At 64.3% G+C, this 12784-nt stretch carries 12 protein-coding genes; 5 read left to right on the top strand and 7 right to left on the bottom strand.

What is annotated here, in order from left to right:
• Window positions 1-155 precede the first annotated feature (155 nt).
• A complete protein-coding gene (locus AS156_RS14500; protein WP_066505115.1) occupies window positions 156-1736 on the top strand; it encodes an AMP-binding protein in 1581 nt (526 codons plus the stop codon).
• A 70-nt stretch (window positions 1737-1806) separates the two neighbouring features.
• Here AS156_RS14500 and AS156_RS14495 read toward each other — a convergent pair whose 3' ends face one another.
• From AS156_RS14495 to AS156_RS14480, 4 genes are all read right to left on the bottom strand, one after another.
• Window positions 1807-3096, bottom strand: a complete 1290-nt coding sequence (locus AS156_RS14495) for a cytochrome P450 (RefSeq protein WP_066505113.1) — start codon at window positions 3094-3096, stop codon at window positions 1807-1809.
• 206 nt (window positions 3097-3302) lie between these two features.
• Entirely contained in the window at window positions 3303-4397 is a 1095-nt protein-coding gene (locus AS156_RS14490) for an HD domain-containing protein (RefSeq protein ID WP_066505110.1), read from the bottom strand.
• Window positions 4398-4606: 209 nt separating this feature from the next.
• Entirely contained in the window at window positions 4607-6892 is a 2286-nt protein-coding gene (locus AS156_RS14485; RefSeq protein ID WP_066505108.1) for a xanthine dehydrogenase family protein molybdopterin-binding subunit, read from the bottom strand.
• On the bottom strand, window positions 6889-7380 hold the full coding sequence (locus AS156_RS14480; RefSeq protein WP_066505105.1) for a (2Fe-2S)-binding protein: 492 nt from the start codon (window positions 7378-7380) through the stop codon (window positions 6889-6891). The genes AS156_RS14485 and AS156_RS14480 overlap by 4 nt, the downstream gene beginning before the upstream one ends.
• Window positions 7381-7687: 307 nt before the next feature.
• On the opposite strand from AS156_RS14480, the gene AS156_RS14475 reads away from it, so the two are divergent.
• From AS156_RS14475 to AS156_RS14465, 3 genes are read left to right on the top strand one after another with little or no spacing between them, the layout of a single operon-like run.
• Window positions 7688-8476, top strand: coding sequence for an alpha/beta fold hydrolase (locus AS156_RS14475; protein WP_066505095.1), 789 nt, complete (start codon window positions 7688-7690; stop codon window positions 8474-8476).
• Window positions 8473-8811, top strand: coding sequence for a hypothetical protein (locus tag AS156_RS14470; RefSeq protein ID WP_066505092.1), 339 nt, complete (start codon window positions 8473-8475; stop codon window positions 8809-8811). The genes AS156_RS14475 and AS156_RS14470 overlap by 4 nt, the downstream gene beginning before the upstream one ends.
• Window positions 8812-8865: 54 nt before the next feature.
• Window positions 8866-9537 carry a dienelactone hydrolase family protein gene (locus AS156_RS14465; protein WP_066505089.1) on the top strand — a complete coding sequence of 224 codons (672 nt, stop codon included), beginning with the start codon at window positions 8866-8868 and terminating at the stop codon, window positions 9535-9537.
• A gap of 162 nt (window positions 9538-9699) precedes the next feature.
• Here AS156_RS14465 and AS156_RS14460 read toward each other — a convergent pair whose 3' ends face one another.
• From AS156_RS14460 to AS156_RS14450, 3 genes are all read right to left on the bottom strand, one after another.
• Window positions 9700-10452, bottom strand: a complete 753-nt coding sequence (locus tag AS156_RS14460) for a polysaccharide biosynthesis/export family protein (protein ID WP_066505086.1) — start codon at window positions 10450-10452, stop codon at window positions 9700-9702.
• A 108-nt stretch (window positions 10453-10560) separates the two neighbouring features.
• The gene (gene msrA / locus AS156_RS14455) at window positions 10561-11217 is read right to left on the bottom strand and encodes a peptide-methionine (S)-S-oxide reductase MsrA (protein WP_066505085.1); all 657 of its coding nucleotides are present in this window, start codon (window positions 11215-11217) and stop codon (window positions 10561-10563) included.
• Between the two features lie 117 nt (window positions 11218-11334).
• Window positions 11335-11652 (bottom strand): hypothetical protein, encoded by a 318-nt coding sequence (locus tag AS156_RS14450; RefSeq protein WP_066505083.1) that lies wholly within the window; start codon window positions 11650-11652, stop codon window positions 11335-11337.
• 372 nt (window positions 11653-12024) lie between these two features.
• Between AS156_RS14450 and rpsT the strand changes: the two genes are divergently transcribed.
• Window positions 12025-12291 carry a 30S ribosomal protein S20 gene (gene rpsT / locus AS156_RS14445; RefSeq protein ID WP_066505081.1) on the top strand — a complete coding sequence of 89 codons (267 nt, stop codon included), beginning with the start codon at window positions 12025-12027 and terminating at the stop codon, window positions 12289-12291.
• Window positions 12292-12784 lie beyond the last annotated feature (493 nt).

Genomic DNA, 12784 nt, shown 5'->3' with positions numbered 1-12784 from the left:
GCAATCCACGCCTCCCGTGGAAGGTATGGATTGCTTCGCTCCGCTCGCAATGACGCGGAAAGACGACGCCAAACTCCGATTTGCTCCCCACCGCAAGCGGTGGCACAAAGGCCCGACAACAAGCAAGCAGCCGCTGAAGCGACGCGGGAGGACACATGACCAATGCAAAAGCAGCGCCGGGCGTCGTAGGACCGTTTGCGGGGCTCGACGTGCCGTGGCTGCTCGGGATGCGCGCCCAGGTGCGCCGCGATCACCCGTTCCTGATCTGGGCACCGTTCGACGCGCCGGCACGGCGCTGGACCTACGGCGAATTCCATGAGCGCGTCGGCGCGCTCGCAGCCGGTCTTGCGAAGCGCGGCATCAGGCAGGGTGACTACGTCCTGATCCATCTCGACAATTGCATCGAGGCGGTCATGTCGTGGTTCGCCTGCGTCGAACTCGGCGCCATTGCCGTCACCACGAACACCCGCTCGGCCGCGGCCGAGATCGAATATTTCGCCGATCATTGCGGCGCGGTCGCCGCGATCACCCAGCCGGCCTATGCCGAACTGGTATCAGCCAACTGCAAGAGCCTGCGCTGGATCGCCGTGACCGCGCACGACGCGGGACAACCGCCGGCCCAGGCACCAACGGGCGGTGACCGCTTCGAATCGCTGTTTGCCGACAGCGCCGACCGGCCGCGACGCGCAATCGATCCGCTCGCGCCGTGCAGCGTGCAATACACCTCCGGCACGACATCGCGCCCGAAGGCGGTGCTGTGGACGCATGCGAACGCCCTTTGGGGCGCCAAGATCAACGCGGCGCATCAGGACCTGCATGCCTTTGACGTGCACCAGACCTACCTGCCGCTGTTCCACACCAACGCGTTGGCCTATTCGATGCTGTCGACGCTGTGGGTCGGCGGCACCTGCGTGATCCAGCCGCGCTTCTCCGCCAGCCGCTTCTGGCCGGTGGCGCTCGAACACGGCAGCACCTGGACCTCGACGATCCCGTTCTGCATGAAGGCGCTGCTGGAGCACGAGATCCCGAAGAACCACAAATTCCGGCTCTGGGGCACCGCGGTGAACGAGCCGCCGCCATTCGCGGTGTTCGGCGTCAAGATCATCGGCTGGTGGGGCATGACCGAGACCATCACCCACGGCATCATCGGCGAGGTTGATCAGCCCAACACGCCGATGTCGATCGGCCGCGCCGCACCGGAATACGAGATCCGCATCACCAATGACGACGGCACGCCGACCGGCGTCGGCGAGACCGGCAACCTGCTGATCAAAGGCATTCCCGGCCTGTCGCTGTTCGCAGAATATCTGCACAACGAGAAGGCGACGCGCGAGAGCTTCGACGAGCACGGCTATTTCATCACCGGCGACCGCGTCACGATGCTCGAGCGCGGCTACATCAAGTTCGGCGACCGCTCAAAGGACATGTTGAAGGTCGGCGGCGAGAATGTCGCCGCATCCGAAATCGAGCAGGTGATCGCGGTGGTGCCGGGCGTGCGCGAGGCGGCGGTGGTGGCGAAGAAGCACCCGATGCTGGACGAAGTGCCGGTCGTCTTCATCATTCCGCACGCCGGTGTCGCCGCATTGCCCGCCGACCTGCACGACAACGTCATGGCCGCCTGCCGCTCCGGTCTCGCCGACTTCAAGGTGCCCCGGGAAATCCGCTTCGTCGACGACATGCCGCGCTCGACGCTGGAGAAGGTAGCGAAGGCGGAACTGCGGAAGATGCTGGAGTGAGCTCCCTGCTGCCGTCATTGCGAGGAGCGAAGGCGCTTCACCTTGCCCACCTCAGCGGGGACGAGAGTTCTCAATTCACCTCGAACCGGATCGGCAGCTTCTTCGGCCCATTCACGAAGTAGGCCTGCGTCATCTTCACCTCGCCGTCGAGCGAGAGCGATTTCAGCCGCGGCAGCAGCTCCTCGAACAGGATGCGCATCTCGAGCTTGGCCAGATACTGGCCGAGACAGAGATGCGCGCCGTAGCCGAAGGCGACGTGGCGGTTGGGCTTGCGGTCGCTGCGGAAGCGATAGGGATCCTCGAACACCTCCTCGTCGCGATTGCCCGAGGCGTAGCACAGCATCAGCCAGTCGCCCTTCGCGATTCTGCGGCCGCCGAGTTCGGTATCCGCCGTCGCCGAGCGCATGAAATGCTTGACCGGCGTCATCCAGCGGATCGCCTCGTCGACCAGACCCGGGATCAGCTCCGGATTGGCCTTCACCTTGGCGAACTCGGCCGGGTCCTCGGCCAGCGCCCAGATCGCACCGGCGGTCGAGGACGAGGTGGTGTCGTGCCCAGCGGTGGCGACGATCATGTAGTAGCTGGTCTGATCGTGCTCGGGCATGTAGTCGCCGCCGATCTTCGCGTTGGCGATGACGGTGGCGAGATCGTCGCGCGGGTTGCGGCGGCGATCCTCGGTGATCTTGCGGAAATAGGCCGAGAAGTCTGCGACCACCGCCTGCATCATCGCGGAGAACAGCTCCGCGCTCAGCGACTCGCGGCTGCGCGCCGTGTCGGGATCCTGCGGACCGAACAACTCCTGCGTCAACTTGAGCATGCGCGGCTCGTCCGCCTCCGGCACGCCGAGGATCTCCATGATGACATGCAGGGGATAGCCGAGCGCGACGTCCTCGACGAAATCGCAGGCGCCGCCCTTGTCGAGCATGCGCTGCACCGTGGCCCGCGCGATCTCGCGAACGCGGGCTTCGAACTTCCCGAGATTGGCCGGCATGAACCAGCCCTGCGTCAGTGCGCGGTATTTCGGATGGTCGGGCGCATCCATCTGCACCAGCGAGCGCACCAGATTGGGCCCGCCGGTGATCTTGCGGACGCGCTCCTCGACCGCCTGGTTCGTCAGCGTGGTCGGGCGGTCGGCGTTGTGGAACAGTTCGTTCTGCCGGCTGATCGCCTGGATATGCGCGTGCTTGGTCACCACCCAGAACGGATCGAACCGCTCCGGCCTTGCGATGCCGAGCGGATTGTTGGCGCGCAGCCAGCGATAGCTGTCGTGGATGCGATGGTCGGCATAGGCCACCGGATCGACGAGAGTGGCCGCAATATCCGCGGGAATGTCGAGATTCCCGGCCGCTGTCGTATCCATGGTGGTCCTCGCCGCCTGCGCCTTGGTCGCGCCGATGATCGCCGGAATCTAGGCGGAGGTAAGGACAGCGACTTGCGTTGAATGGCTAAGTACCTCGCCACTCGCGTCATTGCGAGGAGCGAAGCGACGAAGCAATCCATCTCACCGCGCATGTCGAGCGATGGATCGCTTCGCTCCGCTCGCAATGACGCGAGGATCTTGGCGGCTCAATAATGCCCGAACGCCACCGGGCGGAACGCCTGCAGCAGCTGCTGGTCGAGCTTGCCGCTCATGTCCTCCATCATGGAGAACGCCTTGGCGTGGGTGAACTGCAGCCGATATGCGCGCTTCTCCACCAGCGCAGCATAGACGTCGACGATCGTGGTGACGCGGACGATGTCGCTGATCTGGTTGCCGCTGAGGCCGTTGGGGTAGCCGGTGCCATCGAGGAATTCGTGGTGATGCAGGATCACGTCGAGCATTTCCGGCGGGAAGCCGCCCTGCGCGGACAACGCCTCATAGCCGCGGCGCGGATGTTCGCGCATCTCGGCCATTTCCTCGACCGTCAGCGCGCCCGGCTTGTCGAGCAGCGCCACCGGGACGAACGCCTTGCCGACATCGTGCAGCAAAGCGGCGCGAGCGAGCCGCCGCTGATCGTCCTCGCGCATGCCGAGATGCTGGGCGAACGCCACGGCAAAGCCGGTCACGAACAGGCAGTGGCGATAGGTCTCATGGTGATGGCAGCCGACGGTGGTCAGCCATTCGCGCAGCGAGTTGTGCTTGATCGCCTTGATGATCTTGTTCTCGGCTGCGACGATGTCGTCGAACTTCAGCGGCTCGCCGGCGCGCATCCGCTCGAACATCTTGACCATCACCGCATGCGCAGCCTCGACGCCGCGGTTGAGCGCCTTGCCGCGATCGGTCTCGTCGTAGCCGCTGTTGTCGGGAAATGCGGCGCGGATGCGCTGCAGGATGCCGCGCGCATCGAACGGCCGCGAGATCGTGTCGGTGGCGCCGAGCGCCCAGGCCTGCATCGAGGCATGATGCAGCGCGTCCGCCAGCACGAACAGCCGCGGCATCTCGCGATAGGCCTCGCCCTGCAGCTTGGCGCGGACGAGCTGCACGCTTTCCGGCGAACGCAGGTTGATGTCGACCACAATGCCGGAGAGATCGCGGGCGGGCTGCTCGGGAATTTCCGAGGTCGGGATGGTATCGACCTCTCCCACCGACCGCAGGATGCTGGCGAGCTCGTTGCTCTGATCGCTTCTGTCAGACGCCAGCAGCAGGCGGCGCTTCGAAGTCTTGTTCATTAAGGCAGTCATGGAATCCCCGTCGCGGTAACGACCGACGGCCAACGCTTAACCTGTGAGGGGTTCCCTCCGGCTTAATGGGGATGCTGAACGGCGATTGAGCGGAATGGATACAATTTGAAGAGCCGCAGATTCCGGCAGCAGAATCAGCGCGGCCGGACAAGGAAAATCCGCCGAGGGGGCTCCTCGGCGGATTATCTTTTTTGGATGGCGAAAGCTCCTTACGCCTTCATCGCCCCCTTCACCGCCTCGGCGGAGATCGGCAGGCTACGAACGCGGGCACCGACCGCGTTGAAGACGGCGTTGCCGATCGCCGGCGCCACCACCGTCACCGCGGGCTCGCCGACGCCGGTCGCCTTTTCGCCATTGGCGATGACGTTGACCGCGACCTCCGGCAGCTGGCTCATCCGCAACGGGGTGTAGCTGTCGAAGTTGGTCTGCTCGATGCCGCCGTCCTTCAACGTCGCCTTCTCGAACAGCGCAAGCGACATGCCCCACAGCGCCGCGCCCTCGACCTGGGCCCGGATGCCGTCGGGATTGACCTGCGTGCCGACGTCGGTTGCGACCGTCAGCTTCTTCACCGTCACCTCGCCCGACGGCGCGACCGCGACGTGGGCGACACAGGCGGTCCAGCTGGCGGTGGCGCGCTCCTGCGACGACACGCAGGCAACGCCCATGCCCTCACCCTTCGGCAGCTTCTTGGTGCCGTAGCCGGCAAGACCCATCGCTGCCAGCAGCGTGTTACGCAGCCGCTGTGCGCCGCCGTCGTTCTTGCCCTTGCCGTCAAGCAGTTCGACCCGGAACAGGGCCGGATCCTTGCCGGTCGCATGCGCGATCTCGTCGATCATGCTTTCGACCGCCCAGAAAGTCCAACCCGGGGCCACCGAGCGGAGCTGACCGGACGGGGTGGCGTTGTGCGCCATCTCGTTCTTGATCGCCCGCACATAGTGGTTGGGCACGGTGTAGAAGAAGTCCGCACCGTTGACAGTGAAGGCGTCGAGCGGCCCCTTCTTGTCGACCGAGGGCGACAGGAAATCGGGGATTCCCCACCGCGCGGTCGGCCAGGCCGAGACCACGTCGTGGCTCAGCGCGATGAGCTTGCCGTCGCCGTCCATGCCGGCCTTGATCTTCTGGTAGGTGAGCGGACGCGAGAAATCCATCGTCATGTCGTTCTCGCGCGAGTAGATCACCTTGACCGGCTTGCCGACGGCCTTCGCCGCCTGCACCGCAGGCACCATCATGTCGGCGTCGAGACGCCGGCCGAAGCCGCCGCCCAGCCACATCTGGTGCATCACGACATACTTCGGATCGATCCCGGCCGCGCCCGCGGCGATCGCGCCGGAGCGTGTCGCGAACTGGTTGCCGGAATAGATATGCAGGATGTCGCCCTTGAACTCGGCCGTGGCGTTCATCGGCTCCATCGGGCAGTGGATGTTGATGTTGGTGGTGTATTCCGCCTCCATCACCTTGGCCGCCGAGCCATAGGTCGCGTCCGGATCGCCGTCCTTGACGAAGAACTGGCCGGAGTCGCTCAAGCCCTGCAGCCGCTTGGCTTCAGTCAGCAACGACTCGCTGGACAGCTTCGCGTTCGGACCGCCGTCATAGTCGATCTTGAGCGCCTCCGCCGCCTTGCGGGCATTGGCGTAGGTGTTCGCGACCGCGACCACCCAACCGGTCGTGGTGGTGGTCTTGTCGTCCAGCGTGACGGCCTTGATAAAGCCGGGCACCTTCTTGGCCGCGGAGTCGTCGACCGATTTCACCGTGGCGCCGTAGCGTACCGGCGGAGTGACCAGCGCGCCGTACACCATGCCGGGCAGCATGACGTCGATGCCGTACTTCGCGGTGCCGTTGGTCTTGTAGGGGATGTCGATCTGCGGCACCGAGACGCCGATCTTCGTATATTGATCGGGCGTCTTCAGCGTGATCGCCTTGAGATCGTCAGCCGTGAAGGTCTTGGTCGCCTTGCCGCCCTTGACCACATCGGCAAACGACATCGACTTCTTCGACTTCGGATGGCTGATCACGGAATCGCGGACCACCAGCTCGCTGGCCGGAACGCCCATCGCGCCTGCTGCCGCTTCGGTCAATGCGATGCGGCCGGCGGCACCGGCGCGGCTCATCGCATCGAAGTTCATCATCGTCGACCAGCTGCCGCCGGTGATCTGCGCGCCCAGTACGGGGTCGTTGAACTTCGGATCGTTGGAGGCGAGCTGGACCCGCATATCCCTCCAGTTCGCGCCGAGCTCCTCGGCCACGATCTGCGCCATGGTCGAGGCGATATGCTGGCCCATGTCGGCCTTGCCGCAGGTCACGGTGACAAGCCCATCGGGCGCGATCGAGTACCAGACGGTCGGCTCGAAATGCGCCGGTGCCGCGGCAAGCGCATGATCGATGCCGGGAACGGCGGCGTAGCCGAGCACGAGACCGGTCGCAGCGGTGCCGACGAGGAAGGAACGGCGGCTGAGGTCGGCGGATGTGCTTTGCGGAATCTTCACGTGGCTATTCATGTGGCCCTCCGCTCGCTTCCGGTGGCCGATGCGGTGCGCATGTCCGACGCAGCCCGCATGATCGCCTTCTGGATTCGTGAGTAAGTCATGCAACGGCAGAGATTGCCGTCCATATGCGCGACCACTTCCTCTTTTGTCGGGTTGGTGTTCTTCGACAGCAGCGCCGCCGCCTGCATGATCTGCCCGGACTGGCAGTAACCGCATTGCGGCACTTGCTCGGCGATCCAGGCCTTCTGCAAGGGATGATCGCCCTTGGCGGAGAGCCCTTCGATGGTGGTGATCTTCTTGCCGACGGCGTCGGCAAGCGAGGTCTGGCAAGACCGCACTGCTTCGCCGTTGAGATGGACCGTGCAGGCGCCACAGAGGCCCGCGCCGCAACCGAATTTGGTGCCGGTCATCTGCAGTTGCTCGCGGATGACCCAGAGCAGCGGTGTATCGTTCGCCGCTTCGACGGACATATTCCGCCCGTTGATATTGAGATTAGGCATCTCTCTCCCCTTCCGGTGTATGAAGCCGCTTACGGCGGCATCTCACTGTTGGGTCTTGGCTGGCGCCCACCGGGTAAGCGACAGTTGCCGAGACAATGATCCGGTTACCGGCAGGAGGCAATCCAATTTGGAACCGTTCGAAAAGAATAAGTTCCGAAACAACCGATTGTGCGATGCGGCAGGGATTTGTCGCGTCGACCTCAACAATGACGCGCCAAGTTGCTGGCATCCTCTGCCGTCTGCGCATTTCTCAACGGCAAATGGATCGCGCTAGGATCGCCAGGGGTTGGAAAATTGGGAAGCCAGAATGCCAAAGCTCAATCGCGACGGGGTCAACATCCACTATGAGGTTTACGGCAGCGGCCCACCGCTGATCCTCACCCACGGCTATTCGTCGACGTCGGCGATGTGGCAGGGCCAGATCGCGGCGCTCTCGAAACACCACAAGCTCGTGCTGTGGGACATGCGCGGCCACGGACAATCGGACTATCCCGACGATCCCGCAAGCTACAGCGAAGCCCTGACGGTCGGCGACATCGCCGGCCTGCTCGACGCCGTCGGCGCCGACAACGCGATCGTGGGAGGCCTGTCGCTCGGCGGCTACATGTCGCTCGCTTTCCATCGCGCCCACCCCGAACGGGTGCGCGCGCTCCTGATCATCGACACCGGCCCGGGCTTCAAGAAGGATGACGCCCGCGAGGTCTGGAACAAGCGTGCCCGCGACACCGGCGACCGGTTTGATCGCGAAGGGCTCGAAGTCTTGAAGTCGCTGAGCGCCGAGCGCTCATCCGTGACGCATCGCGACGCCAAGGGCCTGGCGCGCGCCGCCCGCGGCATGCTGGCGCAACGCGATGCGCGGGTGATCGAATCGCTGCCCGATATCAAGGTGCCGTCGCTGGTCGTGGTCGGCGCCGACGATACGCCGTTCCTGGCCGCCTCCGACTACATGGCGGCGAAAATCCCGGGCGCGGGCAAGGTGGTGATCCCGAACGCCGGCCACGCCGTCAACATCGACCAGCCGCAGGCGTTCATCGATGCCGTGCGGCCATTCCTGGATGAGCTTGAGGCCGGCGCGCGGGGAAAGGCCGCCTCGTGAAGACGGTCGTCATCGCCCTGCTGCTGGCCGCCGGCACCACGGCTGCCAGCGCGCAGAAGCTACCGCCATTCGGCGGCTCGGCGTCCTCGTTCACCGCAACGCTGTCGAACAACACGCCGCTGGTGTTCGGCATGGGCGTCGACCAAGCCCAGCGCGCGCTCGGCACGCCCTTCACCCGTGTCAGCGGTCGGCCCGGCGAGGAGGTCTTCCTGACCTTCCGCGATATCGGCGGCAGCGGGCTATTCCCACACCATGACCGTCTCTATCTGCAGTTCCGCAAGGGCCGGCTTGCCGGCTGGAAGGGCGATTGGGGCGAGAACTGGATGTGGCGATAGCGCCTCGCGTGGACCGAGACCTTCATGCAACCCGCAACCAGACAAGGATGAATCATGGGACAAGATATCAAGCTCAAGGCTTCGGACGGCTTTGAATCCGGCGCCTATCGCGCCGATCCCGCCGGTGCGCCCAAGGGCGCGATCGTCGTGATCCAGGAGATATTCGGCGTCAATCACCACATCCGCTCGGTCTGCGACCGGCTGGCGACGGAGGGCTACGTCGCCGTCGCGCCGTCGATCTTCGACCGTATCGAGCCGAACTTCCAGAGCGGCTATTCGCCCGACGAGATCGCCAACGCGCGGAAGTTCGTCGCCAATCCGGACTGGGCCGCGATACTGCGCGACACCCAGGCCGCGATCGACGCGGTGAAATCCGTTGGCCCGGTCGGCATCGTGGGCTTCTGCCTCGGCGGCAGCGTCGCCTATGCGGCCGCCACCAAGCTGTCCGGACTTTCAGCTGCGATCGGCTATTACGGCGGCGCGGTGGTGCGCTTTGCCGACGACAAGCCGACCGTGCCGACGCAATTGCATTTCGGCGAGAAGGATGCCGGCATCCCCTTGAGCGATGTCGAGACCATCAAGTCGAAGCGGCCCGAGGTCGAGATCTTCATCTATCCCGGCGCCCAGCACGGCTTCCACTGCGACGAGCGCGCAAGCTACGACAAGGCGAGTGCCGACGTCGCCTGGCCGCGCAGCATGGCGTTCTTCGCCAAGCATCTGCGCTGAAACGTCATTGCCGGGCTTGCCGCCTCCGCTAAAGCTTCGGCGTGCCTCAGACCATTAGCCCCGTCGAAGCCTTGGCGCAGACGGGACCCGGCAATCCATCGCCTTCGAAAAAGTTCTTGCCGGATGCATGCGCGGGTCAAGCCCGCGCATGACGAGCTGTGATCAGAACCAGCGCTCGTTGACGAACACAGTGTCGCCGGGGTTCATCGGTGTGCCGAGCGGCACCACGAAGCGGCCGGAGCCCGACGCATCGGAGTGCGTCAAGGTGACGCTGTCGCGCTTGGCGCGCGGCGAGAAACCGCCGGCGATCGCCACCGCGCTCTCGACCGTCATGTTGGGGACGTAAGGATATTGCCCGGGGGCCGCGACCTCGCCGAGGATGAAGAACGGGCGATAGGCCTCGATCTCGACCGCCACCGACGGCTCGCGGATATAGCCGTTGCGCAGACGTCCCGTGATCTCGGCGGCGAGCCCGGCCGGCGTGCGGCCGCGTGCCGGCACCGAGCCGATCAGCGGCATGGTGATCGCGCCTGCGGCGTCGATCGCATAGGTGTTGGTGAGGCCTTCCTGGCCGTAGACCACGACGCGAAGCCGGTCGCCGGCATCGAGATGATAGCTGCTGTCGTAGCGGGCCGGTCCGGCCGGCGCGGCGTAGACGACCGGGGCCGCGACCGGCGCAGCATAGCCTCGGGGGGAACTTGCAAAGGCCGAGCGCATCGCGCTGATGGCACCGCCACCGCTCGCATCCGCGACTGGAGCCGGCGCATAGACCTGGCCGTAGGCGACGGAATCGGGACTGCCTTGCGGGCCGACGGCCACCGGACCGGACGTGCTCATGCAGCCCGACAGCGCGAGCGCCGTCGTGACGGCAATGATCGGCAATCGTAACGCGCGTGCAACCGGCACCGGACCCATCCCTCAAACGAGACAGCCCCAGTCTTGCACCGGTTATGGTTAACAAAGGGTTTTCGGCGCGATATCGAACGGGAAGCCGGCACGGCTTCCCGTTGACGCATGGCGCGATCAGGCCGTGACGCCGACGCCGATCGGGCAGGACACGCCGGTGCCGCCGAGCCCGCAATAGCCCGCCGGATTCTTGGCGAGATACTGCTGGTGGTAGTCCTCGGCGAAGTAGAACTCGCCGGCCGGCGCGATCTCGGTGGTGATGGCGCCGAGGCCCTTGGCGGCGAGCGCCTTCTGATACATCGCACTGGATGCTTCCGCGGCTTTGTGCTGCGCATCGCCGACGGTGTAGATCGCCGAACGATACTGCGTGCCGATGTCGTTGCCCTGCCGCATTCCCTGCGTCGGGTTGTGGTTTTCCCAGAACGTCTTCAGCAGCTTCTCGTAAGAGATCTTCTTCGGGTCGAACACGACGAGCACCACCTCGGTGTGGCCGGTGCGACCGGAGCAGACCTCTTCATAGGTCGGGTTCGGCGTGTGGCCTCCGGCATAGCCGGCGGCGGTGGTGTAGATGCCGTCGCCAAGCTCCCAGAACTTGCGCTCCGCGCCCCAGAAACAGCCAAGTCCGAACACCGCGTGCTCGAGGCCCTGCGGATACGGCGGCTGCAATCTGCTGCCGTTGACGAAATGGGTGGTCGCGGTCGGGATCGGCGTCGCGCGGCCCGGCAGCGCTTCGGCGGCGCTCGGCAACGCAGTGGTCTTGCGCATGAACAACATGGATCACCTCCAGGCAGGACATCGGCCGACGCGGCAATGCCTGCGGGCCGGCTGCCAACTATATATGTCCTTACGCTGAAGATGGCAGTCCTGTTACGGGCTTGTAGCGGCGATCGCTCAGTCCCGCGCGTAGCCTATCAGCGGCTTGCGAGGCCGGAACAGCAGCATCAGGAGAATGCCGGCGATGCCGAGCACCGCGAACGCCGGCTGGTCCAGCACGACCCTGATCACGTCGTTCCAGAGCCACGGCGCGTGGCTCTCCACCCAGACGCGGAATGCCTGCTGGCTGGACTGGTGGATGTCGTTCCAGAACTGGCCGAACCGGGTGAAACGCAGGCTCTGGTCGGCGACATAGCGGGCGCCGTCATAGACCAGGAAGATGAATCCGCCGGCCAGCAGCACGAGGCCGATGAGACGGAAAAAACCGCGGATCATGCGTCACCCTCATTCCCTGTCGCGCCCCAGGCGTCGTCAGGCCTTACCGGGCGCCCCCAGGAAATTCAACCTCTTCAGCAGCTTATCCGGCCATCGCGGGCCCAATTTCAGGCTCTTTTTGGTCTGGAAAGCGTTGACGGTGAAGGCTGCGGCATCTATAAGACCGGCCGATGGCGGCGGGCGCAATCCTGCCGCCGCTGTTCTTTGGACAGTGCCGCATGTGGGGGCAGCGTTTCGCTCCCTGGCATGGCCGCCTCAAGAACACCCTTGCTCAAGAACACCCTTGAACAATACACCCGAGTAGAGATTTGAACCGGCCGGTGCGCGCGAGCCCGACCACCGAGCGATCACCGCCGAAGGACAGTTGAGACCATGGCCAATACCACTTCCGCCAAGAAGGCGACCCGCAAGATTGCCCGCCGCACCATCATCAACAAGTCGCGTCGCACGCAGATGCGTGGCGCGGTTCGCACCGTCGAGGATGCGATCAAGCGCGGCGACCGCGATGCAGCAGTCAAGGCGATGACGCGCGCGGAGCCCGAACTGATGAAGGCAGCGCAGCGCAACATCGTTCACAAGAACAACGCGAGCCGGAAGGTGTCGCGCCTCTCGCGTCAGATCGCGAAGCTCGCGAAGTGAGCTGACTGAGAAACTCAGCTGACTGAGAAACCTATTCGTCACGAAGCCCGGCTCGCGCCGGGCTTTTTGTTTTTCAACCGTGGATAGTTTCGTCACGCAAGAAGGATTGGGTTGCGGCGCAGACGATGGCGCGCCATGTTTCGTCATGTCCGTAGTTCTACCGGATCGATCTGATCGACGCGTTAAGCTTGCGCGTAAACTCTTCTCAGCTACGCAACGCAGATGGAATAGCGCGACGCAACTTCGTCTCGAGAATTATGGGGTGGGAGTTACCCTGTAAAAGTAATCGTGAAAAATGACGCTTCGCGAATTACTTATGCACATAGTGCTGAAGAGCGATTGGAAAAACGACCATCGCAAGAGCAAATGTAAATTTTCTATGAAAATTTTTTGGTATTGCACCGTGGTTTGTGACACGCAGGATTCTACGCGCTGATTCAAAAACTTGCTTTCGCGGTGTCGCATTTGCAGCATCGCAACAGTCGCGAAGAGT

The sequence above is a fragment of the Bradyrhizobium macuxiense genome, from assembly GCF_001542415.1.
Lineage (GTDB): Bacteria > Pseudomonadota > Alphaproteobacteria > Rhizobiales > Xanthobacteraceae > Bradyrhizobium > Bradyrhizobium macuxiense.
Note: the sequence above shows the minus strand (reverse complement) of the source record. Positions and strands in the feature narration are given on the sequence as shown.

Bases quoted from the DNA above. Each gene is read 5' to 3' on its own strand.
- AS156_RS14500 (WP_066505115.1), top strand. From the start codon at position 156: ATGACCAATGCAAAAGCAGCGCCGGGCGTCGTAGGACCGTTTGCGGGG.
- AS156_RS14495 (WP_066505113.1), bottom strand. From the start codon at position 3,096: ATGGATACGACAGCGGCCGGGAATCTCGACATTCCCGCGGATATTGCG.
- AS156_RS14490 (WP_066505110.1), bottom strand. From the start codon at position 4,397: ATGACTGCCTTAATGAACAAGACTTCGAAGCGCCGCCTGCTGCTGGCG.
- AS156_RS14485 (WP_066505108.1), bottom strand. From the start codon at position 6,892: ATGAATAGCCACGTGAAGATTCCGCAAAGCACATCCGCCGACCTCAGC.
- AS156_RS14480 (WP_066505105.1), bottom strand. From the start codon at position 7,380: ATGCCTAATCTCAATATCAACGGGCGGAATATGTCCGTCGAAGCGGCG.
- AS156_RS14475 (WP_066505095.1), top strand. From the start codon at position 7,688: ATGCCAAAGCTCAATCGCGACGGGGTCAACATCCACTATGAGGTTTAC.
- AS156_RS14465 (WP_066505089.1), top strand. From the start codon at position 8,866: ATGGGACAAGATATCAAGCTCAAGGCTTCGGACGGCTTTGAATCCGGC.
- AS156_RS14460 (WP_066505086.1), bottom strand. From the start codon at position 10,452: ATGGGTCCGGTGCCGGTTGCACGCGCGTTACGATTGCCGATCATTGCC.
- msrA (WP_066505085.1), bottom strand. From the start codon at position 11,217: ATGTTGTTCATGCGCAAGACCACTGCGTTGCCGAGCGCCGCCGAAGCG.
- AS156_RS14450 (WP_066505083.1), bottom strand. From the start codon at position 11,652: ATGATCCGCGGTTTTTTCCGTCTCATCGGCCTCGTGCTGCTGGCCGGC.
- rpsT (WP_066505081.1), top strand. From the start codon at position 12,025: ATGGCCAATACCACTTCCGCCAAGAAGGCGACCCGCAAGATTGCCCGC.